26 protein-coding genes are annotated in these 26,015 nt (G+C 63.9%); 9 read left to right on the forward strand and 17 right to left on the reverse strand.

Features of this window, described 5'->3' with window-relative positions; translation table 11 throughout:
- Positions 1-131: 131 nt before the first annotated feature.
- The 4 genes from CK215_RS00695 to CK215_RS00710 all read left to right on the forward strand — a co-directional run bounded on the left by CK215_RS00695 (position 132) and on the right by CK215_RS00710 (position 5,036).
- Positions 132-1,292 carry an MFS transporter gene (locus tag CK215_RS00695; RefSeq protein WP_095830142.1) on the forward strand — a complete coding sequence of 387 codons (1,161 nt, stop codon included), beginning with the start codon at positions 132-134 and terminating at the stop codon, positions 1,290-1,292.
- 89 nt (positions 1,293-1,381) lie between these two features.
- Entirely contained in the window at positions 1,382-3,451 is a 2,070-nt protein-coding gene (locus tag CK215_RS00700) for a prolyl oligopeptidase family protein (RefSeq protein ID WP_095829818.1), read from the forward strand.
- Between the two features lie 32 nt (positions 3,452-3,483).
- Complete coding sequence (locus tag CK215_RS00705) at positions 3,484-3,606, forward strand: capsid protein (RefSeq protein ID WP_095829819.1); 123 nt, start codon at positions 3,484-3,486, stop codon at positions 3,604-3,606.
- 50 nt (positions 3,607-3,656) lie between these two features.
- Complete coding sequence (locus CK215_RS00710; protein WP_095829820.1) at positions 3,657-5,036, forward strand: aspartate aminotransferase family protein; 1,380 nt, start codon at positions 3,657-3,659, stop codon at positions 5,034-5,036.
- Positions 5,037-5,356: 320 nt separating this feature from the next.
- Here the strand turns inward: CK215_RS00710 and mmsB are convergent, their stop codons facing one another.
- Entirely contained in the window at positions 5,357-6,241 is an 885-nt protein-coding gene (gene mmsB, locus CK215_RS00715; protein WP_095778484.1) for a 3-hydroxyisobutyrate dehydrogenase, read from the reverse strand.
- A gap of 24 nt (positions 6,242-6,265) precedes the next feature.
- Positions 6,266-7,432 carry an isobutyryl-CoA dehydrogenase gene (locus CK215_RS00720; RefSeq protein WP_095829821.1) on the reverse strand — a complete coding sequence of 389 codons (1,167 nt, stop codon included), beginning with the start codon at positions 7,430-7,432 and terminating at the stop codon, positions 6,266-6,268.
- Positions 7,433-7,570: 138 nt separating this feature from the next.
- Between CK215_RS00720 and CK215_RS00725 the strand changes: the two genes are divergently transcribed.
- A complete protein-coding gene (locus CK215_RS00725) occupies positions 7,571-8,176 on the forward strand; it encodes a dimethylsulfonioproprionate lyase family protein (RefSeq protein ID WP_066999751.1) in 606 nt (201 codons plus the stop codon).
- Positions 8,176-9,651 (forward strand): cobyric acid synthase, encoded by a 1,476-nt coding sequence (locus CK215_RS00730; RefSeq protein ID WP_095778482.1) that lies wholly within the window; start codon positions 8,176-8,178, stop codon positions 9,649-9,651. Before CK215_RS00725 ends, CK215_RS00730 begins: the two co-directional genes overlap by 1 nt.
- Before the next feature lie 152 nt (positions 9,652-9,803).
- Here the strand turns inward: CK215_RS00730 and CK215_RS00735 are convergent, their stop codons facing one another.
- The 5 genes from CK215_RS00735 to CK215_RS00750 form a co-directional block, all read right to left on the reverse strand.
- Complete coding sequence (locus tag CK215_RS00735; protein WP_095829822.1) at positions 9,804-10,223, reverse strand: VOC family protein; 420 nt, start codon at positions 10,221-10,223, stop codon at positions 9,804-9,806.
- A gap of 86 nt (positions 10,224-10,309) precedes the next feature.
- A complete protein-coding gene (locus CK215_RS32375) occupies positions 10,310-10,744 on the reverse strand; it encodes a helix-turn-helix transcriptional regulator (protein ID WP_348628576.1) in 435 nt (144 codons plus the stop codon).
- Positions 10,728-11,144: a DUF6597 domain-containing transcriptional factor gene (locus CK215_RS32380; protein WP_348628577.1), complete on the reverse strand. Its 417-nt coding sequence runs from the start codon at positions 11,142-11,144 to the stop codon at positions 10,728-10,730. Before CK215_RS32380 ends, CK215_RS32375 begins: the two co-directional genes overlap by 17 nt.
- Positions 11,145-11,283: 139 nt before the next feature.
- Complete coding sequence (locus tag CK215_RS00745) at positions 11,284-11,454, reverse strand: hypothetical protein (protein WP_082954093.1); 171 nt, start codon at positions 11,452-11,454, stop codon at positions 11,284-11,286.
- Positions 11,455-11,506: 52 nt separating this feature from the next.
- Positions 11,507-12,292 (reverse strand): TSUP family transporter, encoded by a 786-nt coding sequence (locus CK215_RS00750; protein WP_095829823.1) that lies wholly within the window; start codon positions 12,290-12,292, stop codon positions 11,507-11,509.
- 113 nt (positions 12,293-12,405) lie between these two features.
- On the opposite strand from CK215_RS00750, the gene CK215_RS00755 reads away from it, so the two are divergent.
- Entirely contained in the window at positions 12,406-12,831 is a 426-nt protein-coding gene (locus CK215_RS00755; RefSeq protein ID WP_066999766.1) for a TerB family tellurite resistance protein, read from the forward strand.
- A gap of 15 nt (positions 12,832-12,846) precedes the next feature.
- Here the strand turns inward: CK215_RS00755 and CK215_RS00760 are convergent, their stop codons facing one another.
- The 5 genes from CK215_RS00760 to CK215_RS00780 form a co-directional block, all read right to left on the reverse strand.
- Positions 12,847-14,469, reverse strand: coding sequence for a dipeptide ABC transporter ATP-binding protein (locus CK215_RS00760; protein ID WP_095829824.1), 1,623 nt, complete (start codon positions 14,467-14,469; stop codon positions 12,847-12,849).
- Positions 14,466-15,335 (reverse strand): ABC transporter permease, encoded by an 870-nt coding sequence (locus CK215_RS00765; RefSeq protein ID WP_095829825.1) that lies wholly within the window; start codon positions 15,333-15,335, stop codon positions 14,466-14,468. Before CK215_RS00765 ends, CK215_RS00760 begins: the two co-directional genes overlap by 4 nt.
- Positions 15,332-16,279, reverse strand: coding sequence for an ABC transporter permease (locus CK215_RS00770; protein WP_095778476.1), 948 nt, complete (start codon positions 16,277-16,279; stop codon positions 15,332-15,334). The genes CK215_RS00765 and CK215_RS00770 overlap by 4 nt, the downstream gene beginning before the upstream one ends.
- A 29-nt stretch (positions 16,280-16,308) precedes the next feature.
- Positions 16,309-17,787: an ABC transporter substrate-binding protein gene (locus CK215_RS00775; RefSeq protein ID WP_095829826.1), complete on the reverse strand. Its 1,479-nt coding sequence runs from the start codon at positions 17,785-17,787 to the stop codon at positions 16,309-16,311.
- Between the two features lie 115 nt (positions 17,788-17,902).
- Complete coding sequence (locus CK215_RS00780) at positions 17,903-19,180, reverse strand: acetylornithine deacetylase/succinyl-diaminopimelate desuccinylase family protein (protein ID WP_095830143.1); 1,278 nt, start codon at positions 19,178-19,180, stop codon at positions 17,903-17,905.
- A 254-nt stretch (positions 19,181-19,434) separates the two neighbouring features.
- Here CK215_RS00780 and CK215_RS00785 point away from each other — a divergent pair, with 254 nt between their 5' ends.
- Together CK215_RS00785 and CK215_RS00790 are read left to right on the forward strand one after the other, a co-directional pair.
- Entirely contained in the window at positions 19,435-19,866 is a 432-nt protein-coding gene (locus CK215_RS00785; protein WP_066999783.1) for a L,D-transpeptidase, read from the forward strand.
- A 76-nt stretch (positions 19,867-19,942) separates the two neighbouring features.
- Entirely contained in the window at positions 19,943-20,905 is a 963-nt protein-coding gene (locus tag CK215_RS00790) for a hypothetical protein (RefSeq protein WP_141245435.1), read from the forward strand.
- A 141-nt stretch (positions 20,906-21,046) separates the two neighbouring features.
- On the opposite strand, the gene CK215_RS00795 is transcribed toward CK215_RS00790, so the two are convergent.
- From CK215_RS00795 to CK215_RS00815, 5 genes are read right to left on the reverse strand one after another with little or no spacing between them, the layout of a single operon-like run.
- Positions 21,047-22,033, reverse strand: a complete 987-nt coding sequence (locus CK215_RS00795; RefSeq protein ID WP_095829828.1) for a lipid A biosynthesis lauroyl acyltransferase — start codon at positions 22,031-22,033, stop codon at positions 21,047-21,049.
- Between the two features lie 6 nt (positions 22,034-22,039).
- On the reverse strand, positions 22,040-23,068 hold the full coding sequence (locus tag CK215_RS00800) for a zinc-binding dehydrogenase (protein ID WP_095829829.1): 1,029 nt from the start codon (positions 23,066-23,068) through the stop codon (positions 22,040-22,042).
- 38 nt (positions 23,069-23,106) lie between these two features.
- Positions 23,107-24,378 (reverse strand): beta-ketoacyl-ACP synthase, encoded by a 1,272-nt coding sequence (locus tag CK215_RS00805; protein WP_095829830.1) that lies wholly within the window; start codon positions 24,376-24,378, stop codon positions 23,107-23,109.
- Between the two features lie 17 nt (positions 24,379-24,395).
- Positions 24,396-25,586 (reverse strand): beta-ketoacyl-ACP synthase, encoded by a 1,191-nt coding sequence (locus tag CK215_RS00810; protein ID WP_066999798.1) that lies wholly within the window; start codon positions 25,584-25,586, stop codon positions 24,396-24,398.
- A 46-nt stretch (positions 25,587-25,632) separates the two neighbouring features.
- Positions 25,633-25,914 (reverse strand): acyl carrier protein, encoded by a 282-nt coding sequence (locus tag CK215_RS00815; RefSeq protein ID WP_066999801.1) that lies wholly within the window; start codon positions 25,912-25,914, stop codon positions 25,633-25,635.
- Positions 25,915-26,015: the final 101 nt, after the last annotated feature.

Consider the following 26,015-nt stretch of genomic DNA (forward strand, 5'->3'; position numbering starts at 1 on the left):
ATTGCCGCCGCCAAAGCATTCCCTGCCGGCGTTCCTGACAAGGATTGGCTGGAACATGCGCCCTTGCCGTCAGTTGGCCCTTACGGCTGTCGCCGGCAGCGGCTAAGCCTCCGTTGAATGGAGCAGGAATGATGGCTCTGGCGAAATCAGAGACCGGCGAGACGGTGCAGTGGGCGGCGATTACCGGCGTGATCGCGACCGTGTCGGTGTTCGCCATCGCGCAGGGGCTTTCCTATCCGCTGTTGAGCTTCATCCTGCAGCGTCAGGGCGTGTCGCCGGCGGTGATCGGCCTGTCGGCCGCGATGACGCCGGTCGGCTTCATCCTGTCCTCGCCACTGATTCCGGGGCTGGCGCGCCGGTTCGGAGCAGGGCGCACTGCCCTCACGTGCGCCGGGCTCTCGGCACTGGTGCTGGCGCTGATCGGCTGGACGCAGGACGTCTATTTGTGGTTCCCACTGCGCTTCCTGGTCGGCGTGGTCACCAACCCGCTTTATGTGCTCAGCGAAATCTGGGTGATCGCGCTGGCGCCGCCGTCGCGGCGCGGGCGCGTCATGGGGGTCTATTCGACCATCATCTCGGCTGGGTTCGCGGCCGGGCCGCTCTGCCTGCTGGCGGTCGGCACGGACGGTTGGCCGCCTTTTCTGGTCGGCATCTTTGCTTTTCTTTTCTGCGGCGCCTGCCTGGCGGTCGTGGTGAAACGTCTGCCCAGGGTCGACGAGGCAGGTGAAAAAGTTTCGGTGCTGGGCTTCATGCCGCTCGCCTGGCTGCTCCTGTCGGCGGTCGTCGCTGCCGCCGGTTTCGAGCAGTCGGTGCTGGCGCTGCTTCCCGTCTATGGCACCCACTTCGACATTCCCGAGACGCGCATGTCGGCGCTGCTGTCGACGATGATCGCCGGCAACATCGCCATGCAGGTGCCGCTCGGCCTGCTCGCCGAAAGACTGACAGCGCGCCTCGTGCGCTTCGGCTGTGTCTCGGTGACGGTTCTTGGCTGCGCGCTCTTGCCGGCGCTCATCGAGACGCCGCTGATCTGGCCTTGCGTCTTCATCTGGGGCGCGGTGTCCTACGGGATCTACACGATGTCGATCATCGAGCTCGGCGAGCGTTTTACCGGCTCGGCGCTGGTCGCGGGCAATGCCGCCTTCTCCTTGATGTGGGGCGTCGGTGGCATCCTCGTGCCGCCGCTGACCGGCGGCGTGATGGACCTGATCGGCGCCGCGGGGCTTCCGGTGACGCTCGGCACGATCTGCGCGGCGCTGGCTGTCGCCACCATCATTCGCCGGCGGGTGATGTAGGGCCGGCTGGCTGAGCGCAGGCAGCGCTGCTCTTGAATGTTGGCGCGGCGAACGCGATGTAGGCAGGGCCGCCAGACCCGGAGACCAGCATGACCAGCCCGATGACCCAAACCCAGCCTGAATTGCCGGTCGAGGATCCTTTCCTGTGGCTGGAGGATCGCAACGGCAAGGAAGCGCTTGAGTGGGTCCATCGCCAGAATGCGACGACTGTCGCCGAACTGCAGGGCGATCCATCCTATCAGGCGGCATTCGAGACCGCGCTCGACCTGATGACGGCCGAGGACAATATCCCGGTCGGATCGGCGCTCGCCGGTTACGTCTACAATTTTTGGCAGGACAAGACCAACGCGCTGGGCTTGTGGCGCCGCACGACGGTCGCCTCCTACAAGACCGACAAGCCGGAATGGGAAACGATCCTCGATTTCGATCAGCTCTCGGCCAAGGAAGGCGTGAAATGGGTGTTCGGCGGCGCGAGCCGGCTCTATCCCGATTTCGACCGCTGCCTGCTGTTCATGTCGCCGGACGGCGGCGACGCCAGCGAGATGCGCGAGTTCGACATTGCGACCAAATCCTTCGTCGAGGACGGGTTTCGGGCACCGGCTTCGAAGTCGGGGTTTTCCTGGCTGGACGGGGATACGGTGATCGTCTCGGCGGCTTTCGAGGACGAGGACAAAACTCAGTCAGGCTATCCGCGGGTGATCAAGCTCTGGCGGCGCGGCACGAAGCTGGAGAAGGCGACGCCGATCTTCGAGGGCGAAAAAAATCATCTCGCGGTCGGCGGCGGCGTGGAGTTCGATGGCGACAAGAAACATGTCATGCTCGGCAAGACCATCGACTTCTTCACCTCGCACAGTTTCCTTCGGCTGGCTTCGGGCGAGAACCGGCGCATCCCGCTGCCCGACGACGCGACCGACACCGCGATCTTCAAGGGACAGCTCGTCTTCGGCGTCCGCAGTCCGTGGACGGCGCCGGACGGCACGCGCTGCCTGCCGGATGGGCTCCATTCCGTGGATTTCGACCGCTGGATTGAAACGGGTTCGTTCGAACCGGTCGAGACGCTGCTCAAACCGGAGCCCCGCGTTTCAATCGCAGGTCTCGCGAGGACGCAGGACCGGCTGTTCATCAACCTGATGGACAATGTGCGCGGCAAGGTCGTCGTTTGCGACCGCACCGGCAATGGCTGGTCGGTGAAGCCGGTCGACCTGCCCGACAACGGCAATGTCGGCATCAGCCATGCCGAGCATTTCGGCTCCAGCGTCTCCTTCTCCTTCACCGATTTCCTGACGCCGAGCTCGATCATTTGGTCGGACGACAATGGCGACTCGCTTCAAACCGTGAAATCGCAGCCGCCGCGCTTCGATGCATCGCCCTATACTTCGGAGCAGTTCGAGGCGCGCTCGAAGGACGGCACGATGATCCCGTATTTCGTCGTCAGGCGGCGCGACCAGATGGGACCGGTGCCGGCGCTGCTCTATGGCTATGGCGGCTTCGAAGTGCCGCTCTTGCCCGGCTATGCCGGGATCCGCGGCAGGCTCTGGCTGGACAAGGGCAATGCCTATGTGCAGGCCAATATCCGCGGCGGCGGCGAGTTCGGCCCGGCCTGGCATCAGGCGGCGCTCAAGGGCAAGCGCCAGAAAGCGTTCGATGATTTCGCCGCGGTCGCCGAGGATGTGGTCAGGCGCGGTATCACCACGGCGGCACAACTCGGCATCCAGGGCGGATCGAATGGCGGCCTGCTCACGGGCGTGTCGCTGACACAGCGTCCGGAGCTGTTCGGCGCCGTCATCATCGACGTGCCGCTGCTCGACATGCTGCGCTACACCGAACTGCCGCCCGGTGCCTCGTGGATGGCGGAATATGGCGATCCGTCAAAGCCGGAGGAGGCGGCATGGCTCGCCGCCTATTCGCCCTATCAGCGTGTGGCGACAGGTGCCGTTTATCCGCCGGTGCTGCTGATGACCTCGACCGCGGACGACCGCGTCCATCCGGGGCATGCGCGCAAGATGGCGGCGCGGCTGCAGGCCGCCGGTCACGGCAAAACGCTGTTCTTCGAGGAGACCGAAGGCGGCCATGGCGGGCGCGGCGATCGCCGGCCCCAGGCCGCGCAAACGGCGATGCGCTACGTCTTTCTACAGCGCACGCTTGCCGGTCCAGCTTGAATTGCTGGCCGTTGGCGGCTTAAGGTGCCGCCATGGTCCGCATCAGCACATCAGACGCCTTCGGGGTCGCGGTGACGCCGTCACCGCGCACGCTGCGCGCCGAGCTTTTGCGGCTGTGCGCCCGCATCGGCTATTCGCCGCCCCGTTTCCTCTGACGAATCCGCCCCGGCCACCGCCGGATTGATTCAAGAGGAAAGACAAACCCATGACCTATCAGAACTATTCGCTGAAGCAGCTTCAGCAGATCGATGCCGCGCATCACCTTCATCCCTTCACCGACCATAAGGAACTGCGTGAAGCGGGCTCTCGCATCATCACCCACGCCAAAGGGCCGTTCATCTATGATTCCGACGGAACGGAAATCCTCGACGGCATGGCGGGCCTCTGGTGCGTCAATGTCGGCTACGGCCGCGACGAACTGGCGGAGGCCGCCTACGCCCAGATGAAGGAGCTGCCCTACTACAACTCCTTCTTCAAGTGTTCGACGCCTACACCGGTGCTGCTGTCGCAGAAGCTGGCGGACCTGGCGCCGGAGCATGTCGGTCAGGTCTTCTACGGCTCGTCCGGCTCCGAGGCCAACGACACAGCGCTGCGGCTCGTGCGCCACTATTGGGCGCTCGAAGGCAAGCCTGAGAAGAACCGGATCATCTCGCGCAAGATGGCCTATCACGGCTCGACGATCGCCGGCACCTCGCTCGGCGGCATGGAGCCGATGCACAAGCAGCTCGGCGGCGCGGTGCCGAACATCGTCCATGTGATGATGCCCTATGCCTATGAGCTCGCGCTGCCCGGCGAAAGCGACCATGATTTCGGCCTGCGCGCCGCCAAGGCCGTCGAGGACGCCATCCTCGAAGCCGGCGCCGACAAGGTCGCCGCCTTTATCGGCGAGCCGGTGATGGGTGCGGGCGGTGTGAAAATCCCGCCGATCAGCTACTGGCCGGAGGTGCAGCGCATCTGCCGCAAATACGACGTGCTCTTGATGCTCGACGAGGTGATTACCGGCTATGGCCGCACCGGCGAATGGTTCGCGGCGCAGACCTTCGACGTTGAGCCCGACACCATCACCACCGCCAAGGCGCTGACCTCCGGCTACCAGCCGCTGTCGGCGCTCCTGGTCGGCGACCGCATCAGCAGGACGCTCGTCGAAAAGGGCGGCGAGTTCTACCACGGCTACACCTATTCCGGTCACCCGGTCGCGTGCGCGGTGGCCCTGAAGAACCTCGAGATCATTGAACGGGAAGGTCTGGTCGAGCTCGTCAGGACCGACACCGGTCCCTATTTCGCGCAGGCGCTGCAGGAGCGCATCGCCGGCCACAGGCTGGTCGGCGAGGTGCGCTCGATCGGTCTTATGGGTGCGATAGAGATCGTCAAGGACAAGGCGACCAAGGAACGATACCTGCCGTCGGGAAGTGCGGCGGTCGTCGTGCGCGATCACGCGATCTCGCAGGGCATGATGCTGCGCGCCACCGGCGACACGATGATACTGTCGCCGCCGCTGATCTGGACGCGCGACACCATCGACATGGCCTGCGAGCGCATCGCCAAGGCGCTCGACCTTGCGGAGGCGGATTTGCGGAAGCGCTGAGAAAACACAGCCGGGCGCCCTTGCTGGAGGTGCCCGGCGACCCGAATCTGCAGCGAAGCCTTGCCCAGACGCAAAAACCGCGTCCCAGAAGGGAACGCGGCTTTGCCAGATACGCATGGCGTTTCGCTACTCGAGACCTGCGAAACTTACGGGCTCCGGTACGCGAGACCTGATCCGGAGCGCCGGGCGGTTGCGATGTCCGCCTCGCAGTCCGTTTTAAAGGCACATCGTTACCGGTGAGTTAGCGAGACCTTAAGCAAATCTAAATTTGCCGGATTTCTGTCGAAAAAATTTGCTAATAACCCTTTGCAAGCAGCTGCTTAGGTTTGATCGCCGCGCAGGAAATTTATGATGCCGGAAAAGTCGGCGCCTGCGTTGCCCTGCGCATTGAACAGCGCGTAGAGCTGCGTCGCCTCGGCGCCCAGAGGCGTCACGGCGCCGGCGCTTTGCGCGGCTTCCTGCGACAATTTCAGGTCCTTGAGCATGAGGGCGGCAGCAAAACCCGGCTTGTAGTCGCGGTTGGCGGGCGACGCCGGAACAGGGCCGGGCACCGGGCAGTAAGTGGTCAGTGACCAGCACTGGCCGGAGGAGGTGGAGGCGACGTCGAACAGCGCCTGGTGCGACAGGCCGAGTTTCTCGGCGAGCACAAAGGCTTCGGCGACGCCGATCATCGAAATGCCGAGAATCATGTTGTTGCAGATCTTGGCGGCCTGGCCGGCGCCGTCACCGCCGCAATGAACGATGCGGCCGGCCATCGGCTTCAGGATCGGTTCGGCAGAGGCGAATGCTGCATCCGACCCGCCGGCCATGAAAGTGAGCGTGCCGGCGGTGGCGCCGCCGGTGCCGCCGGACACAGGCGCGTCGATCGAAGGCAAGCCGTGCCTGGCGGCAATGGCGTGAGCCTTGCGTGCCGATTCGACATCGATGGTCGAGGAATCGATCAGCAAGGCGCCTTTCTTCGCCTTGGGCGCGATGTCCTCGTAGACCGACAACACATGCTTGCCGGCGGGAAGCATGGTGATCACCACGTCGGCGTCCTTCACCGCGGCGACGGCATTGGCCATGACGGTGACGCCATGCTCTTTTGCGATCGTGAGGTTCTCCGGCACGAGGTCGAAGCCTTGCACCGCATACCCCGCCTTTACGAGGTTGGCAGCCATTGGGTTGCCCATATTGCCAAGGCCGATGAAGGCGATCGTTGCCATCGTTGTCTCCCGAAATTTGCTGCTTCAGCGGCCGATCAGCGTACGCGCGATGATGACGCGCATGATCTCGTTGGTGCCTTCGAGGATCTGGTGGACGCGCAGATCACGCACCAGCTTCTCGATGCCGTAATCGTGCAGATAGCCGTAGCCGCCATGCAACTGCAGCGCCTCGTTGGCGACGTCGAAGCCGATGTCGGTGACGAAGCGCTTGGCCATCGCCGACCATTTGCCGGCATCCGACGCCTTGAGATCGAGCTTCGAGGCGGCGGCATAGAGGAAGATGCGGGCCGCCTGCAGCTCCGTCTCCATGTCGGCCAGCCTGAACTGCAGGGCTTGGAACTGGTTGATCTTCGATCCGAAGGCCTTGCGCTCGCTCGTGTAGGCGAGCGCCTTGTCGAGCGCCGACTGCGCGCCGCCCAGCGAGCAGGCGGCGATGTTGAGCCGGCCGCCGTCGAGCCCGGCCATGGCGATGCCGAAGCCCGCGCCTTCGGTGGCAAGCAGGTTCTCGACCGGCACCTTGCAATCCTCGAAGATGACGTGGCGGGTCGACTGCATATGCCAACCCATCTTATGCTCATTGGCGCCGAAGGAGAGGCCGGGCGCATCCTTGGGCACCACCAGGGTCGAAATGCCTTTGGGCCCGTCGCCGCCGGTGCGCGCCATGACGACATAGAGGTCGCTGTCGCCAGCCCCCGAGATGAACTGCTTGGCGCCGTTCAAGACATAGTCGCCGCCGCTCCTCACCGCTCTCGTCTTCAAGGCGGCGGCATCCGAGCCGGAGCCGGGCTCGGTCAGGCAATAGCTCGCCAGCCATTCCATCGTGGTCAGCTTCGGCAGGAAGCGCCGGCGCTGCTCGTCGCTGCCGAAGCGGTCAATCATCGAGGCCGCCATATTGTGGATGGAGATGAAGGAGGAGAAGGCCGGATCGGCATGCGCCAGCGCCTCGAAGATCAGCACCGCATCGAGCCGACCGAGCGCCGAGCCGCCGACATCGTCGCGGACATAGATGCCGCCCAGGCCGAGCGGCCCTGTCTCGCGGATCACGTCGGCCGGAAAGTGCTTTGCCCGGTCCCAGTCGAGCGCGTTCGGCGCGACCCGATCGGCCGCGAAGGCCTCAGCCATCTCCTTTATGGCGCGCTGTTGCTCGGTGAGTTCGAATTGGCCAGTGCCCGCATCGACTGCCGCGTCCATGGCGTGCTCCCTGTCGTTTCAGGCCTTGTGGCCTGTCGTTTTTGGCTTTGCGCAGCGATCAATTTAGACCAATGATGCCGCCGCGCAACCCAGCCCGCCGCGGACCGGCTGTGCATGGATTGATCAACGGAGTCTTGCGTGCCGACAATTTTCGATCAGCTGCTGGACCGGTTCCACTTCTATCTCGCCGGCATCGACAGCGATCTGGTTGCGGACGCCGTCGCGCGCATCGATTGGCACATGCCCTCTCGTTCGCGCGAACCACGTGCGCTTCGTTGCCTCCGCCATCTCGATCGGATTGCGGAGCTTGCGCCGCGGGACGCCGGGCCGCTGACGCGGTTCATCGCGGACCATCGCAACGAGCTGTGCTGGGGGCAGACTTATACCGCTGCCGATTTCGGACAGCTCTTCATCGACAATTACGGCTGGCTGGAGGTGTTCGGCACGCGGGGGCATTTCGTCAATGACGAGGTCGCCGGCGGCCTGCTGATCCTCGGGCCCGACAGTGTCTACCCAGACCATCACCACACCGCCGAGGAGATCTACATTCCGCTGACCGGCGGCACCGAGTGGCGCATGGGCGAGGCCGGCTTTCGGGTTCGAGCGGCGGGCGAAATCATCCACCATGCGTCCAACGTCAATCACGCCATGCGTACCGGCAAGGAGCCATTGATGGCGCTCTATATCTGGCGAGGTGGACCGCTCGCGCAGAAATCGATCATCGGCTCGGAGGGCAGGGGCTGATGGCGAGGGCGATCATGCTGCAAGGCACTGGCTCGGATGTCGGCAAGACGGTGCTGGTGGCGGGGCTCTGCCGGGCAGCAAAAAAACGCGGACTGAAGGTCAGGCCGTTCAAGCCGCAGAACATGTCCAACAACGCCGCCGTCGCCGACATCCCCGGCAACAACAAGACCGGCGGCGGCGAGATCGGCCGCGGGCAGTGGCTGCAGGCGCTGGCCTGCGGGGTGAGGCCGACCGTGCACATGAACCCGGTGCTGCTCAAGCCGCAAAGCGACATCGGCTCGCAAGTGGTGGTGCAGGGCAAGGTTTTTGGCGAGGCGCGGGCGCGCGACTATCAGGCGATGAAGGCAAGGCTGATGGATGCGGTGCTCGATTCCTGGGCGAAGGTCGGCGAGGACGCCGACCTCGTCATCGTCGAGGGCGCCGGCTCGCCGGCCGAGATCAACCTTAGAAGCCGCGACATCGCCAATATGGGCTTTGCCACGCGTACCAACGTCCCGGTGGTGCTTATCGGCGACATCGACCGCGGCGGCGTCATTGCTTCCGTCGCCGGCACGCATCTGATCCTGCCGGAGGAAGACCGGCGCATGATCGCTGGCTATCTCATCAACAAGTTCCGCGGCGATGTCTCGCTATTCGACGATGGGGTCAGTGCCATCGGCAAGTTTACCGGCTGGCGCTGTTTCGGCGTCGTGCCCTGGCTGAAGTCCGCGGCAAGGCTGCCGTCCGAAGATTCGGTTGTGCTCGAGCGCCTTGCCTCGGGCGAAAGGCGGGCACTGAAGGTGGCGGTGCCGATGCTGGCGCGGATCGCCAATTTCGACGATCTCGATCCGCTCAAGGCCGAGCCGCAGGTCGAGGTGGTGTTCGTGCCGCCGGGAAAGCCGCTGCCGGAAGATGCCGGGCTGGTGGTCATTCCGGGCTCGAAATCGACCATCGGCGATCTGATAAAATTCCGCGAGAATGGCTGGGATCGCGACCTTGCCGCGCACCGCAAACGCGGCGGCCATGTCGTCGGCATCTGCGGCGGATATCAGATGATCGGCCGCAAGGTTCGCGACCCCAATGGCATCGAAGGCAGCGTCATCGAGACGGAGGGCCTTGGCCTGCTCGACATCGAGACGGTGATGGAACCGGAAAAAACGGTGCGCAACTCGAGCGCTCATTCGGTGCAGTTCGGCCTGCCGCTCGAAGGCTACGAGATCCATCTCGGCCGCACCACCGGCCCGGACACGGCGCGGCCTTCGGCGATCATCAACGGCTTCGAGGACGGCGCGGTCTCCGCCGATGGCAAGGTTATCGGCACCTATCTGCATGGGCTGTTTGCAGCGGACGCTTTTCGCGCGGCCTACCTTGCGAGCCTCGGGGTCAAGGATGGGGGCATCGACTATCGCGCCGAGGTCGAGAAGGCGCTGGACGAGGTCGCGGCCGAGCTGGAGAAGCATCTCGACTGCGATGCGCTTTTCGGGCTGGCGCGGTAGGTCCTCCCGTCGATGCGCATACGCTTGCCATTAGCGAAAGCTTCCGTCGCATCGTCATCCTCGGGTCTTCGCGTCCGCTTCGCTCCCGCTCCGCCCGTGGATGACGAAGTTCAGGCGTTTTCGCCAGCCGCAAATGCCGGCGCGGATAGCAACTACGCCTTCTCGCCCGCCTTCGGCCAGTAGGTGCCGAAGGACCAGACATTGCCTTCGGGGTCGAGGCAGATGAACTCGCGACTGCCATAGTCGCGGTCGACCAGTTCCTGGGTGATCCTGGCGCCGGCCTTCTTCGCCTTGGCATAGGCGGCATCGGCGTCATCGACGGCGATGTAGATGGACTTGCCGCCGCCACCGCCGGGCTCGCCGACCATCTTGCCGTAATCGTCGTCGCGCGCGGTGCCCAGCATGATCATCGAGGACCCAAAGGTCAGTTCCGCGTGGTGAACGATGTCGCCATAGCCATAACGGGCGCGCAGTTCGAAGCCGAAGGCCTCGCTGAGCCAGTCGATCACGCTAGCGGCGTTCCTGTATCGAAGGACTGGATAGAGACGGGGTGCTTCGTTTGTTGCTGGCATGACAATATCCCTGTGCCGGTTGAATGAATGCCAGTCTGTGCGAAGGCGGTTTCCACGTCTTGAAGAAATGTTACCTCGCCTGAGGCTTAGATCCGCGCGGCGAGCCCAGACGGCGTTTCGCCGGCAAGCTGACGGAATTCGCGCACCAGATGCGCCTGGTCGGCGTAGCCGCAATCGGCGGCAATGCCGGCCCAGTTGTCGTCCTGCCGCTTCGACAGCGACAGCGCGCGGTTGAAGCGCACGATGCGTGACAATGTCTTCGGGCCGATGCCGATCGCGTCGGTGAATTTCGCCGCCAGATGCTTGCGGCTCCGGCCGATCTCGCTGGCGAGCGCCGAAATGCGGGTGCGGCCGCCCGATGCGATGACCGTTCGGTAGGCCCAGGCGATTTCGGGCGAAAGCGCATGCGCGTCCGCGAGGCGGCCTGCGATGAACCCCTCGGCAATGTCGAAGCGCTTGTCCCAATCCGACGCTTCGCCGAGCTGTTCGCGCAGCGCGATGCCATCAAAAGCCCATCGCATCGTCCAACCCGACCATGCGGTCGCGCAACTCACTCATCGGCAGGCCGAAGAATTGCCTGGCGCCGAGCGGCGTGAAATTGACCTTGACACAGCAGGCGGCGCCGAAGGATTCGATCATGACCGGGCCGGCATAGAGACCGGCGGCGAAGCTGGCGTAGCGATCGCTGTCGCCCGGGCTGCGGCCGAGCCCGATGGCGAAGGCTCCGGCGAAGCTGATCACCAGCGGTACGGTCAGCGAGGCATATTCGACCATGCGGAAATGGCCGGGCCATATTTCCCGGTAGCCGCAGATATCCGTGACGATGCCTGCGAGCGAGGCGGCGGGTTTGCGCCGCACCATCTCGAAATGGAGGGCGGGAGAGCGAGTATCCTCCCGATGGCGCTCCGTCTCGTCGGACATGCCGCGAGCCTAGCAGAACACGCTCGCAAAAATCAAAAGCGCCCGGCAGGGCCGGGCGCTCCGAGTTGCCTGGAGATTGGTGTTGGCGGTTAACGCAATTCCGGACGGAAAACCGCTGCACACTTTTCCTGGAATTGCGTCAAGCGCCGCGCATCAGGCAGCCGCCGGCGAGCACGACATAGGCGATGAGCATGATCCACACTGACGCGAGAGGAATGAACGCAAGAAGGCCGAGAGCGGCGAGTAGGCCGATGGCGGCGATGACCAACGAAATAATGAACACGATCTGCGTGGGCGCACTAAGATTCATGTCCGGTCCCTCCAACATGATTCGCAACACCCGAATTCTACCAGCAGGACAGTCACACACCAATGAGTTGGCGTAGAGGATTGGCCGGGTCGGCAAGCAGCTTCACCGCCAGCGCTACACACACGATCACCAGCAGCGGCTTGATCAGTCTTGCGCCGATTTTGATGGCGAGGCCTGCGCCGAGGCGGGCGCCCAGAAACTGGGCGACACCCATCATCAGACCGATCTTCCAGTCGATGACGCCGACGGCGGCGAAGACGACGAAGCCGCCGATGTTGGAGGCGAAATTGAGCAGCTTGGTGTGCGCGGTCGCCTTGAGCAGACCATAGCCGGCAAGGCTGACGAAGGCGAGCATAAGGAACGAGCCCGTGCCTGGGCCGAACAGACCGTCGTACAAGCCGATGGCAGGCACAATCGTTAGGCCGAAGAGGAGCGGCGACAGACGTTCTGCGCGGTCAACGTCGTTCATGTTGGGTTTGAACGCGAAGTAGAGAGCGATCGCGATCAGGAGAACCGGCAAAAGGGCACGCAGGAAGTCGCCGGGCACGATCGTCGCCAGCAGGGCGCCGATGGCGCCCCCAACAAGGGCCAGCAGCGCGGGAGGCAGTTGTCGGCGCAGATCGACCTGGCCATTGGCGGCATAATGGATCGTGGCCGAGCCGGACCCGAACATGCCCTGCAGCTTGTTGGTGCCGAGCGCTGCCACCGGAGAGAAGCCCGCCAGGAGCAGCGCCGGGATGGTGATCAGGCCGCCACCGCCGGCGATCGAGTCGACGAAGCCCGCCGCGAAAGCGGCTGCGGTGAGCATGAAGACAGTCTGCAAGGTAAGGTCGATCATCGGGCTGTGGGTCAAGGCGGGGGGACGGCTGCTTCCATCATGCCTAGACAGTTTGCGCAAGACCGATTCCACGCTAACAATTTCAACGGAATCGCAAAGGGAGGCTTACGGCGATGGCGCTGCTCGACCAGATACGCTCGATCTTCGACGGCGACCCGGGCGTGCGCAAGGTAGCGGACGATCCGGTGCTGTCGGCCGAGCTTCTGATGCTGTTCCGGATGATCCTGGCCGACGGCGCGGTGTCGGAGAGCGAGATGGTCGCCTTCCGGCACATCTGCAAGGAAGCCTTTGGCATTCCCGAAGCCTCGATCGACAGCGTCGTCGAATATCTCAACGACTACGGCTACGAGACCAACGGCTCACAAGCGATCGCGCTGTTCCGCGACCTCGATGTCGAGCGGCGAAAGCTGCTTGCGCGCCACATGGCCGAGATCGCGAAGGCGGATTCCAAGCTTGCCGAGAGCGAGGTGAAGCTGCTGCGTCGCACGCTCGACCTGCTCGACATCAGCCCGGTGGATTTGGTCAAACCGGAGGGCTGAGCGCGGGCTCGCCGCTTACCCTTGTTCCTGCATGCGTCGCGCTATGGCACGGTGAAGGTCCGGCGCCGCCGCGACCAGCGCCTGCGCGGCTTCCGAGCGCGGGCTGTCGAGCACATCGGCCGTCCTGCCGCGCTCGACGATCTTGCCCTCATGCATGACCAGCACCTCGTCCGACATGGCGCGGGCAACCGTCAGGTCATGGGTGATGAACAGATAGGCGATGCCGAGCTTCTGGTTAAGCTCGGCGAAGAGGTCGAGGATCTGGGCGCGGATCGACACATCCAACGCCGAGACCGGCTCGTCGGCGACGACCAGTTTCGGGCGGGTGATGATGGCGCGGGCGATCGACAGGCGCTGGCGCTGGCCGCCCGAGAATTCATGCGGATATTTGTCCATGTCGCGCGGGCCGAGTCCGACCTCATGCAGCGCATGCGCGACCAATTCGCGCCGCTCGGCTTTCGACGGCTGGGTCTCGAGAAGATGCAACGGCTCGGCGACCAGCTTCTCGACCTTCTGGCGTGGATCGAAGGAACCGTAAGGGTCCTGGAAGACAACCTGCATGTCGCGCCTGGCCGGCTTCAGTTCGGCCTCTGACTTGCCGGTGATGGTCTCGCCGCGAAAGCGGATTGAGCCCGCCGTCGACTTGTCCAGTGCCAGGATCATGCGGGCGAGCGTGGATTTGCCGCAGCCGGAACGGCCAACGAGGGCTACCGACTGGGCCGGCTCGATGGTTAGCGAGACATCGTCGACGGCGCGAATCGGTTCTGCCGCCCGGAACAAGGATTTGCGCCGACCCGGATAGTCGCGGCTCAGGCCTTCGACTTCGAGCAGCGGCCTTGCCGAACCGGCAAGGTGTTTTTTGGGCCGCGCCGGCACATGCATGGAAGCCAGCGCCAGCTCGCGCGTGTAGGGGTGGTGTTGTGCCGACAGCGTGCGCGCGGTGTCGCCGGCCTCCATCACTTCGCCACCGCGCAGGATGGTCAGACGGTCGGCCATCTCGGTCACCACCGCGAGATCGTGCGAGATGAGCAGCAGGCCCATGCGGTTTTCGCTGACGAGGTCGCGCAGCAGGTCGAGGATCTGCGCCTGCAGCACCACATCGAGCGCCGTGGTCGGCTCGTCGGCGATCAGCAGTTTTGGCTTCAGCGCGCAGGCGATGGCGATGACGACGCGCTGGCGCTGCCCGCCGGAGAGCTCATGCGGGTAGCGCGACAGTGGGAACTTGGCTTCCGGCAGGCCGACACGGTCGAGCATTTTTCGCGCGCGATCCTCGGCCTCGGCGCGGCCCGCCCTGGTGTGCCAGCGAATGCCCTCGGCCACCTGCTCGCCGATGGTCTTGACTGGATTGAGCGCCGTCATCGGCTCCTGGAAAACCATGCCGATGTCGTCGCCGCGCAGCGCGCACATCTGGTCCTCGCTCGCTGCAAGGAGGTCGATGCCGTCGAAAGTGACGCGTCCGCGGGCTTGAGCTAGATGCGGCAGCAGGCTCATGATCGTCAGCGCCGTCATCGATTTGCCGGAACCGGATTCGCCGACCAGGCCGACCACCTCGCCGGGCGCAATCGCAAGATCGACCTGCTTCAGGATCGGCGTTCCGCCGATGACAAGCGACAGGTTCTCGATCTGGAGCAGGCTCATCGCCGCCGCCGCGATTTCGGATCGAGGATGTCGGCGATGCCGTCGCCGAGCAGGTTGAGCCCAAGCACGGTCACGATGATCGCCATGCCGGGAAAGATCGCCATCCACGGCGCCGTCACCATCCGCGTCTGCGCGTCGAACAGCATGCGGCCCCAGCTCGGCATTGGCGACTGCGCGCCCAGGCCCACATAGGAAAGCCCCGCTTCGGCGAGGATGCCCAGCGCAAACTGGATCGTGCCCTGTACCAGCAGCAGTGTCGCGATGTTGGGCAGGATGTGCTCGATAGAAATCTGCGTCATGCCCTTGCCGGCAGCCCGTGCGGCGAGGATGAATTCGCGCGGCCAGATCGCCAAGGCGCCGGCGCGGGCCACGCGCGCAAAGACCGGGATGTTGAATATGCCGATGGCGATGATGGCGTTGACGGCGCCCGGGCCGAAAATGGCCGTGATCATGATCGCCGACAGCAGCGCCGGGAAGGCGAAGACGAGATCGTTGATGCGCATCAGCGCCTCGTCCGCAAGGCCGCCCCGCGCCGCCGCGAAGGCGCCGAGCGGCACGCCGATGCCCATGCCGATACCGACCGCCACCAGCGCCACCGCGATCGAGTTGCGTGCGCCGACCATGATCATCGAAAGGATGTCGCGACCGAAATGGTCGGTGCCGAACCAATGCGTCCACGAGGGCGCCTGCGTCTTGTCTGCGATCACCAGCTTGGTGACGTCGTAGGGCGTCCATACAAAGGAGAGCAGCGCGATCGCGGCCACCAGCAGCGTGATGGCGAAGCCGATCAGAAATGAGCGGTTGCCGAAGGCTTTGGCCAAAACCCCGGCAAGCGTTTCCTCGGGCAGGTCGACGCGCACCGTCATTGTCGCCCCCTGAGCCGCGGATCGACAACGGCGTAGGAGAAATCGACCAGCAGATTGACGGCGATCACGGCGGCGACCAGCAGCATCACGACGCTCTCAACGACGATCAGGTCGCGCTGGGTGATGGCCTGGAACACCAGCCGTCCAAGCCCCGGCAGATAGAAGACATTCTCGATGATAATGGTGCCGGCAAGCAGGAACGCGAATTGCAGGCCGAGAATGGTGAGCACCGGGATCATGGCGTTGCGCAGCGCGTGGCGCCAGAGCACGGCGCGGTAGGGCAGGCCCTTGGCGCGGGCGGTGCGGATATAGTCTTCGTTGAGCACCTCGATCAGCGCCGAGCGGGCGACGCGCGCCAGGATCGCCGCCTGCGGTAGCGCCAGCGCCACCGCCGGCAGCAGCAGCGATTTTACCGCCGGCCAGATCCCGGCGCCCCAGCCAGGAAACCCACCCGCCGGCACCAGCCGCAGCCAGACGGCGAAGAGATAGATCAGCATCAGCGCGAACCAGAAATTCGGCACGGCAACGCCGAGTTGGGCAGCACCCATGGCGACTGTGTCGCCGGCCCGGCCCTGGCGGCCGGCGGAAAACACCCCGACCGGAATGGCTATGACGGTCGACAGCGCCAGCGCGATTAGCGCCAGCGGCAGAGAAACGACGACGCGCTCACCCACGAGGTCGATGACGGGAACCGAATAGGTGTAGGAGCGACCGAAATCGAGGCTGAGCAACCCGCCCGCCCAGTGCAGGTAGCGCAGGACAAGCGGCGCGTTCAGGCCCATCTGGTTGCGCAACAGCTCGACCTGGTCGGCGCTGGCGTTGAAGCCCAGCATCAGGCGCGCCGGGTCGCCAGGCAGGATTTCCATGACCGCAAACACCACCATCGAGGCCAGCACCAGCGTGATGGCCGCGATGATGAGGCGCTTGAGGAGATAGGTGGCCATGGGAGGCGATCAGGCGACCGCGCCGGCCGTCAATCCGTCCACTTCACCTTGGTAAGGTCATTGGCCTGAATCGGTGCATTCTCCCACAGGCCCTGCAGCTTCGCGTCCCAGACCCCGACCTTCGGCAGCTCGTAAAGGAAGCCGACCACGGCGTCGTCGGCCAGGATCTTCTGCGCCTCTGCCAGCAGCTCTTTCCGCTTCGCCTCGTCCGAGGTCAGGTTGAGCTTGGCGATGATGGCGTCGAAGGCCGGGTTGTCGTAGTTGAAGTAATAGTCCTTGCGCGAATAGATATCGATGTCGTTCGGCTCGGTGTGGGAGACGATGGTGAGGTCGTAGTCCTTCTTGGTGAAGACCTGATCCAGCCATTGCGCCCATTCGACGGGGATGATCTCCAGATCGATGCCGACATCGCGCAGTTCGGACGCGATGATCTCGCCGCCAAGCCGCGCATAGGACGGCGGTGGCAGCTTTAGCGTCGCCTTGAAGCCTTTTTCTAGGCCGGCTTCCTTCAGCAGTTCCTTGGCCTTGTCGACATTGTGCGGATAGAGGCCGGTGAGGTCGACATAGTCTTTGTTGGCGGGCGACATATGCGAGCCGATCGGCACGCCGAGGCCCGCCGAGGCACCGTCGATGATCGCCTTGCGGTCGAGCGCGAAGGAGATGGCCTGGCGCACCTGGAGCTTGTCGAAGGGCGGCTTCTTGTTGTTGATCGAAAGAATCGTCTCGCCTTCGGTGGAGCCGATCACCACTTTGAAACGCGGATCGTCCTTGACCTGAGAGACGCTATCGGGATCGAAGAAGGGGAAGGCCTGGATGTCGCCGGAAAGCAGCGCCGGCACGGCGGCGGCGGCGTCGGGTACGATGCGGAACTCGACCTTGTCGAGCGCAACCGGGGCACCCCAGTAATTATCCGACTTCACAAGCGTGATCGACGAGCCCTTGGCCCAGCTCTGGAACTTGAAGGGGCCGGTGCCGACCGGCTTTTCCTTGTTGGTGTCGGCCGATTTCGGTGACACGATCACTGCGTCGCCCCAGCCCATATTGTACAGGAAGGAGCCTTGCGGGTTTTTCAGCGTGACCTTCACCGTCGCCGGATCGACGACATCGACCTTGTCGATCTGCGCGAACAGCCCCTTTTGGGCGTTGACCGAATTGTCGGCCCGGGCACGGTCGAGAGAGAATTTCACGTCATCGGCGCTGAAATCGCTGCCGTCGTGGAATTTCACGCCGGTGTGCAGCTTGAAAGTGTAGATCTTGCCGTCATCCGAGATGGTCCAGCTTTCGGCAAGGTCGGGGATCACCTCGCCGTTCGGACCGATGCGGGTGAGACCTTCGAAGACATTGGCGTAGAGCACCTCGTCGATGGCGGCGGCGGCGCCCGCGGTCGGATCGAGATGCGGGGGTTCGAGCGGAATGCCGATGACGAGGTCGGTGCGGGCCGAAAATGCCGACGTGGCGGCAGCGAAAGTAAGCACAGCGGCGGCCAAAATGGTCTTCCACAGTTTCATTGCCGAACTCCCATGCGGTCAAACGGACAAGCCCAGCGGATAGAAGCGTGATTTGGCCTGTGAGTAAATTGCGTTTCGTGCTGCCGGGTGGCGCCAAGGGAAATGTTTTTCCCGATCAGCCGGTCGTACCGCGCAGCAGCACGTCGAGGCCGATCGCCATCACCTTGGCCGCGTCCACCATGTCGGCGATGCCCACCCATTCGTCCGGCCGATGCGCGAGATCGAGGATGCCGGGGCCATAAGCGATGCAGTCGTAGATCTGGCCAATGCGGGCAACATGCTTCTGGTCGTAGGTACCGGGCGAGATGACGTATTCCGGCTCGCGGTCGAAGATTTCCATGATGCCCTTGGCGACGGCTTTCACCACCGGCGCGTCGCGCTCGGTCATCAGCGGCAGCACCTCCATCAGGTCGCGGATCTCGTAGTCGAACTTTTCTCGCTCGCGCTTCAGCCGGTCGAGGATGCCGGTGACTTCACCCTTGACGGTGGTGAGGTCTTCCTCGAGCAGGAAGCGGCGGTCGATGGTCAGCCGGCAGGAATCCGGCACGTTGGGCGAGGGCAGTCCCGGCCGGAAATCCTCGGTCTGGCCGCCATGGACGGAATTGATGTTCATGGTCGAGCGCCGGGCGCCCTCGGGCACCACCGGCATGCGCGTCACCTTGCGGTCGAGCGCCGGGAAAAGCTCGTCCTCGAAGGCCTGCACGACGGCACCCATATGGCGCACCGCGTTGTCGCCGAGGAACGGCATCGAGCCATGCGCGATCTCGCCCTTGGTCTCGATCTCGGCCCACCAGACCCCGCGATGGCCAAGGCAGATGCGGTCCTTGTTCAGCGGCTCGGGGATGATGACGTGGTCGACCTTCGGCTTCGAGAAATAGCCGAGCTTCGCCAGATGGGCGACGCCGCCGAACCCGCCAGATTCCTCGTCGACCGTGCCGGATATCTCTATGGCGCCGGGAAAGTCGGGGTAGACCTCCATGAAGGCTTCGGCGGCAATGACAGAAGCCGCCAGCCCGCCTTTCATGTCGCAGGCGCCGCGGCCGTAGACCCTACCTTCCTTCACCAGGCCGGCGAAAGGATCGACGGTCCAGCCTTCGCCGGCCTCGACCACGTCGATATGCGAGTTGAAATGGACGCAGGCACCGGGCGAGCGGCCGTCGAAGCGGGCGACGACATTGACGCGCGGGTAGCGGTCGGTGTCGCCGGGTGTGCCTTCTGCGCGAATGAATTCGGTTTCGAAGCCGAGCTTCTTGAGGCGTGCGCCGAGATACTCGGCACATGGCCGGTAGGCCTCGCCGGGCGGATTGACGGTCGGAAAGCGGATGAGCTCGGCGGTCAGCGCTATCAGGTCGTCGACCCGGTCATCGACGGCCCGGAGGAGTCGTTCATTCATCCTGCCGATTGAAAAAGCAACGCGGCGCTTTTGCAAGCTGCCTTTCGCGGTTGCCGGACAATGATTGAGGGCAGGCTCGCGCTTAAACCGTTGAGAGTGGGTGGCGGCCCAGCAACTATGACGGGAAATCATTCAAATTCGCGAATCGAATTGGCGAATTTGTCAAGGAGTGTGTGGTACTTAACGCACCTGCCGGCAAAAATGATGGAAAAGAACCACGTGATGGCAGGGGGCAATCGAAGGGGGTTCATCGCATGAAAAAATCCAGCCTCATGGCGGCCGTGCTGGCAACCACGTTGCTCGGCACGTCGATCGCAAGCCGGGCGGCTTCGCTGGTCGCCAATATCGACGTCTCGACGCAGACGATGACCGTCAGCAGATACGGCCAGGTGCTGTATCGCTGGAATGTATCGACGGCCCGTAGGGGCTACTTCACACCGCGCGGCAGCTACCGGCCGCAATGGACCGCGCGGATGTGGTACTCGCGCAAGTACGACAATTCGCCGATGCCGTATTCGGTGTTCTTCCGCGGCGGCTACGCTATTCACGGCACCGGCGCCGTGAAGTATCTCGGGCGTCCGGCCTCGCATGGCTGCGTGCGCCTGCATACGGCCAATGCCGCGACTTTCTATTCGATGGTGAAGGAAGCCGGCTACGGCAACACGCGAATCGTCGTCACCGATTGAAACGGGCCGGAGAGGGCTGACTACGCCGCAGGCAGCATCTGATGGCTGCGCCTGCTCCTTTCGGAGCGTTGCAGCAATGCCGCACATGCTTCGAAAACAAACAGCTTATACTAGCGTGAGCATCGCCGAAGCTGGTTTGCATGACGGCGCAGTGGTAAGTGCGAAGCGTTGTTCTGGCTGCTTGGGGACTTTAATGTATCGATTTCTATTGAGCGCTGCGATCGCGGCAACCGCAACCTCGGCTTTTGCTGCCGATGCACCCGTTCTTCTGGACCAGGAACTCGCGCAGCCGCATATATCAGGTTATGGCGAAATCTATCTCGGAGGTCTCTATTTCGCGACCCCCGGGGACGACTCGGATGGCACGACTGCCGGCGGCGCCGTTCGGGTGAATTTCCCGATCGACGCCCGCTGGAACATCCAGACCGACGGGGTGATCGATTCGCTTTGGGTCGAAGGCACGAACATCTACAGCTACGGGGGTGCGATCCACGGTTACTGGCGCGATCCGAGCTCATATGCGCTGGGTGGATTTGCGACGATAAACGGATTTGGCGGCAATAACGGCATCGGTGACTTAGACCTTTATACCTTCACTGTCGGTCCAGAGGCTCAGGCCTATTTCGGCAACGTGACGATCTACGGGCAGGCCTACTACGGGCAGTTGCGGGCCAGCGGCGAGTCCGAACATTTCGACAATTGGGGCGGCCGGGGTGTCGTGCGGTATTTCGCGCAAGACAATCTCCGCTTCGACGGTGAACTCGGCTTCTCGCGGCTGTCCGGTTTTGGCGGACATTTCGATACGGTCACGGCGGCATTGCAGGCTACTTATCGGTTCTCGGGGACCCCTTGGTCGGTATTTGGCCGCTATCAGCTGGATCACCTGACCTTCTCGGAGGCTTCAGGCAGCGTGAACATCCACAAATACGTGGTTGGCCTGCGGGCAAGCTTCGGCTCGGACACACTGCTTTCCGAGGATCGCAACGGTGCCACGATGGATACGTTCCGGCCGAACTTCACCATCCCCGCTCCGCTTTGAGACAGCTGAACCTGGAGCCGCGTGGACTTAGTCCTCGCGGCTTTGCGTTGCGCATGGGTCGCAACAGGGCTAGGGGAAAGCTATTTCAAAGCGGTTCCGTGTTTGATCCAGACGAAAGCGATCTGAACGTTCTGGGCCGCTTTAGCTGACCTTGGCCTGCTCACGCCGCTTACGTCGGCGGCCGCTCATCTCCCAGCGCTTGTGGAACCACATCCACTGTCCGGGATCCTCGCGCACCCAGCGCTCGACGACGTCGGCGAGCAGCTGCGTGGCGGCGTGAACATCGACGCTGCCGGTTTCGGTGCGCGGCAAGTCGAGCTTGTCTTCGATTTCCAATCGGAAACGGTTTCCCGGCAGCCTGACGCAGCGCGCCGGATAGACATCGCAGTCATAGTGGCGGGCGAGCATGCCCAGCACGGGATTGCTCTGGCAGGGGCAACCAAAGAAGGTCGTCTCGACGCCGTTCGTGAATTTCTGATCGACCAGCACGCCGATATTGCCGCCGTTTTCCAGGATGGCGGCAAGGGCGAACGATGCGCCGGTCGAGGACGGCAGCAGGCCTCCCATGCTCGAGCGGCGAGTCGAGTGGATGTAGTCGGCAAGGTAGGGATTGTTGGGCGGGCGGAACAGTGCCGTAATGTTCATGCCGAAGGTGGCGGCGGCGACCGGCAAAAGCTCGAAATTGCCGAGATGGCCGGTGAACAGGATATGCGGCTTCTTTTCGCCTGCGATTTCGACGAAATGCTCGATACCGCTGACCTCGACCCGGCCCGGCTTGGCGGCATTCGGGTCAAAATCGAAGAGGGCATCGAGGAAGATGTATTCGGCGGCAAGCCGGGCCATGTTGCCCCACATGTCGGACGCGATGGCCTCGATTTCGGCATCGCTCTTTTGCGGATAGGCAAGGCGCAGATTGTTGACGGCTACCCTGTGCCGTCCGACCATCGGCCCGATGCGGCGGGCGACGCGGTCGGCGAAGTTGAGCGCGCTGTCAGGCGGCAAAAGGCGCAGCAGGCCGATGATCGCCATGGCAAGCCGCGCCACCAGCCAGTGCTCCATTTGGCGTAGCCGCCGGCCATAGCGGAACATGAAGTCCCGGCGGGCTTTCTTGAGCACCTTGCCGACCATCTTGTCTTAGGAAACGCGAAGAATGATCTTGCCGAAGACGTCGCGGCCTTCCATGCGCTTCAGCGCGGCGTCGATGTCGTCGAAGCCGACTTCGGTGTCGATCACGGGCGCGACGAGACCGGCCGCCATCTTCTGCATGGCATCGGCCATGTTCTCCATGCGGCAGCCGAAGGAGCCGAGCAGCTTCAGCTGTTGCTGGAAAAGCTGCATCAGATTGACCTGCGTCGAGACGCCGGAGGTCGAGCCGCAGGTGACGAGGCGGCCGCCGCGCTTCAGGCACAGCATCGAGCCGGCAAAGGTGTCGGCGCCGACATGCTCGAACACGACATCGACGCCCTTCTTCTTCGTGAGCTTGCGCACCACGCCTTCGAAGCGATCCTCGCGATAGTTGATGACATGGTCGGCACCAAGCGCCTTCGCCTTGTCGATCTTGTCGTTCGAGCCGACCGTAGTGATGACCGTGCAGCCCATGCGCTTCGCCAATTGGATGGCTGCGGAGCCGATGCCGGAGCCGCCGGCATGGACGAGGATGGTCTCACCGGGCTCCAGTTTCGCGTTGTCGAACAGCATATGCTCGACCGTGCCGAAGGTGACGGGTGCGACGGCAGCGCCGATCTCGGAGACACCGGGCGGCGCAGGCACCAGGAGACGGGCAGGCAGGTTGATCTTTTCCTGCGCGAAGCCGTCGAGATGAAAACCGTGGACGCCGGAGACGTGCTCGCAAAGATTGTCGCGGCCCTCGCGGCAGGCACGGCAGAGCCCGCAGGTTCGCGCGCCGTAGATCGACACCAGTTGCCCCGGCAGGAGGGTGGAGACGCCGGGTCCGACCGCCTCGACCTCGCCCGAGGCTTCGGCGCCGACGACCAGCGGCAGCTTGCGCCTGGCGAAGGCCATGCCGCGCCAGCCCCAGACGTCGATATGGTTGAGCGCCACCGCCTTGATGCGGAGCGTCACTTCACCTTGCGAAGGCGGCGGGGGAGGCGGAAGGTCCACCGTTTCAAGGCGGCGGTCCTCGATAAGTTGCAATGCGCGCATTTGGCCTGTCGGTGCTTTGGGAGCGGGAAAACGTCCGCTTAGACCGGTTCCCGCGCCATGACAAGGCAGGTGTTCTGGCCGCCGAAGCCGAAGGAATTCGACAGAACCGTGCCGACCTCGGCGTTGCGCTTCCTGTTTGGCACCACGTCGAGCACGATTGCCGGATCAGGATTGTCATAATTGATCGTCGGCGGGATGACGCTTTCGCGCATGGTCATCAGCGAGAACGCGGCCTCGACCGCGCCGGCGGCGGACAGCGTGTGGCCGATCATCGACTTGTTCGACGAGATCGGCATCGAGCCGATCCGCTCGCCGAACACGGTCGACAGCGACAGATGCTCCATCTTGTCGTTTTCCGGCGTCGAGGTGCCGTGCGCGTTGACGTAGTCGATCTCGTCCTCGCTCAGGCCGGCATCGGCGAGGGCGGCGCGTACCGCGGCGATGGCCGGCGAACCGTCAGGCTTGGAGCGGGTGCGGTGGAAGTCATCGGCGCGCTCGCCGCAGCCACGCATTGTGCCGAGGATGGTGGCTCCCCGGGCAAGTGCCGCCTCCAGCGATTCCAGCACCAGCGCGCCGGATCCTTCGGCAAGGACAAAACCGTCGCGGTCCTTGGAGAAGGGTTTCGAGGCCTTTTCGGGAATGTCGTTGTGGGTGGAAAGCGCCGAGAGCAGCGAGAAGCGGATCAGGGCTTCGGCCGTCGCGGAGCCGTCGGCGCCGATCGACAGCGCCTTGTCGCATTCGCCGCGGCGGATGGCCTCGACACCGAGCTGGATGGCGGTGGCGCCTGACGCGCAGGCTGTCGACAGCGTGATCGGCAGGCCGCGCGTGCCAAAACGATCGGCCAGGCGATCGGCGATCGAGCCGAACTGGGTGGTCTCGAAAATGCCGAGCTCCTTCAGTCCGCGCGCCACGCGCAGCAATCTCTCGGAACCGCTTTCCTTCTTGTCGGAATTGTAGAGCGAGAAGCGGTCGGCCCAATCGAGCTCGACCGGCGGCGAGGCGAGAAAGAGCGGGCCGCCGAAATCGCCGGAATCGAGGCCGGCCTCCGACACCGCTTCCTGGGCGGCCGTCTCGGCCAGCTCGTAGGTGAGGGGACTGGCACCCTTGGAGCTCGACGGCAGGAAATCGACCATGCCGGAGATGCGGGTGTTCAGATGATCGACGGGAAAACGGGTGATCGGATGGATGCCGGATTTGCCTGAGGTCAGCGCCGCCCAGTTGTCGGCCTTGCCGACGCCAAGCGAAGTCACCACGCCGATGCCGGTCACGGCAACGATCGGCCTGCCCATGTGATCGCGGAGATTGGCCATGTTCTGTCTGTCTCGCTCTAAGCGGCCTTGATCAGCCCCAGGCCCTCGAATTGGTGATAGCCGATAGCCGTTGCAAGGACGGAGCTGGGGGCGCCTTCGAATGGCTGCTCCACTGTGGCATCGAAGACAGGGTAGGGAGCCTTGCGGTCGACGGCGAGCGCGGCAAGCGCCACGGCGAAGGGGAACTGCGCTTCCTTCATGTGGCCGGTGAGCGTCGAGAAGGCGCGCACTGCAAGCGCCGGGTCGGCATCGAGTGCCGCCTTTTCGGCCGCCGTGGCGGCATGGGCGCCGGAGGCACCGGAAATCGTCAGCAATTGGCCGGCGGGCAGCCCCGCCTGCTTCAGCAAAGCGGCGATGTCGGCATTCAGCTCGCCGCGCCGGCGCCGGGCCCGGCCGGAAACCACAGGACCGAGCTCAGCATAGATCCTGCGACCGCGGCTCTCCGCATGCTCGCGCTGTTCGAGCACCAAGAAAGCGCCGCCCGAGCCCGTCACCACGCCGCCGCCTTCCGCGCCCTGTCTTTGCCAGACCGGCCTCCACGGGCCGCGATGCAGATAGCCGGCGAGTTCATAGCCGAGCAGCATGTCTGAGTGCTCGGTCTGGAACGCGCCGCCGACCAGCACATGGGTCGACTGGCCCGAGCGGATGCGCGCGGCGGCCGTCTCAACCGCCGAGACGCCGGCGCCTTCCTCGCCCATGAAGGTGCGAGACGAGCCGGTGACCTTGTGCACGATGGAGATGTTGCCGGCGAGCAGATTGGAAAGCTGGGCGAGGAAAAGCGTCGGCCGCAACTCCGTGGTCAGCTTCTCGTTGAGCAGCACGTCGCGGTCGTTGCGGCTCTCGGATGCTGCGAGTATCGCGCTGTCCACGGCCTCGTCGCGCTCGCCGCCGCCGGCCGCCACAACCATGTCCATGGTCGCGCAAAGCTCGTCATTGCCCTTGATCCCGGCGTCGTCCAGCGCCAGGCCGGCGACATAGGTGCCGAGCCGCTGCCAGGTTTCCATCTGGCGCTGGTCGCCGCGCTTGGCGATCTGCAGGTTCCAGTCGATCTCGGGCAGGGGATGAATTGTGTAGGGCGCAAAGCGCGTCGCATCGAGCACCGGCTCAACGCCCGGCCGGGTCAGCTTCTGCCAATGCGCGTCCGGTCCTTCTCCCAGCGAAGAGACAAGGCCGATGCCGGTGATGACGACGTCGCGCGGGCTGCTCATGAGCGGCTTTGCTGGTCAGGCTGGAGGCGGGGCAAGGTCGCGCTCGTCAGGCGGCCTTGGCCGCGACCAGCGCGTCGATCTTGGCGCACAGGTTCTGCATGACGAAGTAGTCGTCGGTCGAAGCCTTGCCGTCATTGACCTCTTGCGTCCACTTCTCGAGCGGCACCTTGATGCCGAATTCCTTGTCGATGGCAAAGACGATGTCGAGGAAATCGAGGCTGTCGATGCCGAGATCGTCGATGGTATGGCTTTCGGGCGTGATGGTGTCGATATCGATCTCGCTGGTGTCGGCAATGATCTTGGCGACTTTCTCGAACGTGGTGGACAAGGGCTCTTCCTTCGGTTGCGGGCGGAATCTGTCCGCATCTTGTTTTGGCGCTGTCTAATCGGTTTTTCCGGGCAGGAAAAGGCCTGACACGCCGGGCGCAG

It is taken from the genome of Mesorhizobium sp. WSM3864 (assembly GCF_002294955.1).
Classification (GTDB): Bacteria; Pseudomonadota; Alphaproteobacteria; order Rhizobiales; family Rhizobiaceae; genus Mesorhizobium.

Excerpts from the sequence above, each read along its gene's own strand:
- CK215_RS00700 (WP_095829818.1), top strand. The coding sequence starts at position 1,382 with ATGACCAGCCCGATGACCCAAACCCAGCCTGAATTGCCGGTCGAGGAT.
- CK215_RS00745 (WP_082954093.1), bottom strand. The coding sequence starts at position 11,454 with ATGAATCTTAGTGCGCCCACGCAGATCGTGTTCATTATTTCGTTGGTC.
- CK215_RS00785 (WP_066999783.1), top strand. The coding sequence starts at position 19,435 with ATGAAAAAATCCAGCCTCATGGCGGCCGTGCTGGCAACCACGTTGCTC.
- mmsB (WP_095778484.1), bottom strand. The coding sequence starts at position 6,241 with ATGGCAACGATCGCCTTCATCGGCCTTGGCAATATGGGCAACCCAATG.
- CK215_RS00810 (WP_066999798.1), bottom strand. The coding sequence starts at position 25,586 with ATGAGCAGCCCGCGCGACGTCGTCATCACCGGCATCGGCCTTGTCTCT.
- CK215_RS00750 (WP_095829823.1), bottom strand. The coding sequence starts at position 12,292 with ATGATCGACCTTACCTTGCAGACTGTCTTCATGCTCACCGCAGCCGCT.
- CK215_RS00705 (WP_095829819.1), top strand. The coding sequence starts at position 3,484 with ATGGTCCGCATCAGCACATCAGACGCCTTCGGGGTCGCGGTGACGCCG.
- CK215_RS00775 (WP_095829826.1), bottom strand. The coding sequence starts at position 17,787 with ATGAAACTGTGGAAGACCATTTTGGCCGCCGCTGTGCTTACTTTCGCT.
- CK215_RS00730 (WP_095778482.1), top strand. The coding sequence starts at position 8,176 with ATGGCGAGGGCGATCATGCTGCAAGGCACTGGCTCGGATGTCGGCAAG.
- CK215_RS00770 (WP_095778476.1), bottom strand. The coding sequence starts at position 16,279 with ATGGCCACCTATCTCCTCAAGCGCCTCATCATCGCGGCCATCACGCTG.
- CK215_RS00780 (WP_095830143.1), bottom strand. The coding sequence starts at position 19,180 with ATGAATGAACGACTCCTCCGGGCCGTCGATGACCGGGTCGACGACCTG.
- CK215_RS00735 (WP_095829822.1), bottom strand. The coding sequence starts at position 10,223 with ATGCCAGCAACAAACGAAGCACCCCGTCTCTATCCAGTCCTTCGATAC.
- CK215_RS32380 (WP_348628577.1), bottom strand. The coding sequence starts at position 11,144 with ATGTCCGACGAGACGGAGCGCCATCGGGAGGATACTCGCTCTCCCGCC.
- CK215_RS00755 (WP_066999766.1), top strand. The coding sequence starts at position 12,406 with ATGGCGCTGCTCGACCAGATACGCTCGATCTTCGACGGCGACCCGGGC.
- CK215_RS00710 (WP_095829820.1), top strand. The coding sequence starts at position 3,657 with ATGACCTATCAGAACTATTCGCTGAAGCAGCTTCAGCAGATCGATGCC.
- CK215_RS00805 (WP_095829830.1), bottom strand. The coding sequence starts at position 24,378 with ATGGCCAATCTCCGCGATCACATGGGCAGGCCGATCGTTGCCGTGACC.
- CK215_RS00800 (WP_095829829.1), bottom strand. The coding sequence starts at position 23,068 with ATGCGCGCATTGCAACTTATCGAGGACCGCCGCCTTGAAACGGTGGAC.
- CK215_RS00720 (WP_095829821.1), bottom strand. The coding sequence starts at position 7,432 with ATGGACGCGGCAGTCGATGCGGGCACTGGCCAATTCGAACTCACCGAG.
- CK215_RS00695 (WP_095830142.1), top strand. The coding sequence starts at position 132 with ATGGCTCTGGCGAAATCAGAGACCGGCGAGACGGTGCAGTGGGCGGCG.
- CK215_RS00760 (WP_095829824.1), bottom strand. The coding sequence starts at position 14,469 with ATGAGCCTGCTCCAGATCGAGAACCTGTCGCTTGTCATCGGCGGAACG.
- CK215_RS00795 (WP_095829828.1), bottom strand. The coding sequence starts at position 22,033 with ATGGTCGGCAAGGTGCTCAAGAAAGCCCGCCGGGACTTCATGTTCCGC.
- CK215_RS32375 (WP_348628576.1), bottom strand. The coding sequence starts at position 10,744 with ATGCGATGGGCTTTTGATGGCATCGCGCTGCGCGAACAGCTCGGCGAA.
- CK215_RS00790 (WP_141245435.1), top strand. The coding sequence starts at position 19,943 with ATGCCGCACATGCTTCGAAAACAAACAGCTTATACTAGCGTGAGCATC.
- CK215_RS00765 (WP_095829825.1), bottom strand. The coding sequence starts at position 15,335 with ATGACGGTGCGCGTCGACCTGCCCGAGGAAACGCTTGCCGGGGTTTTG.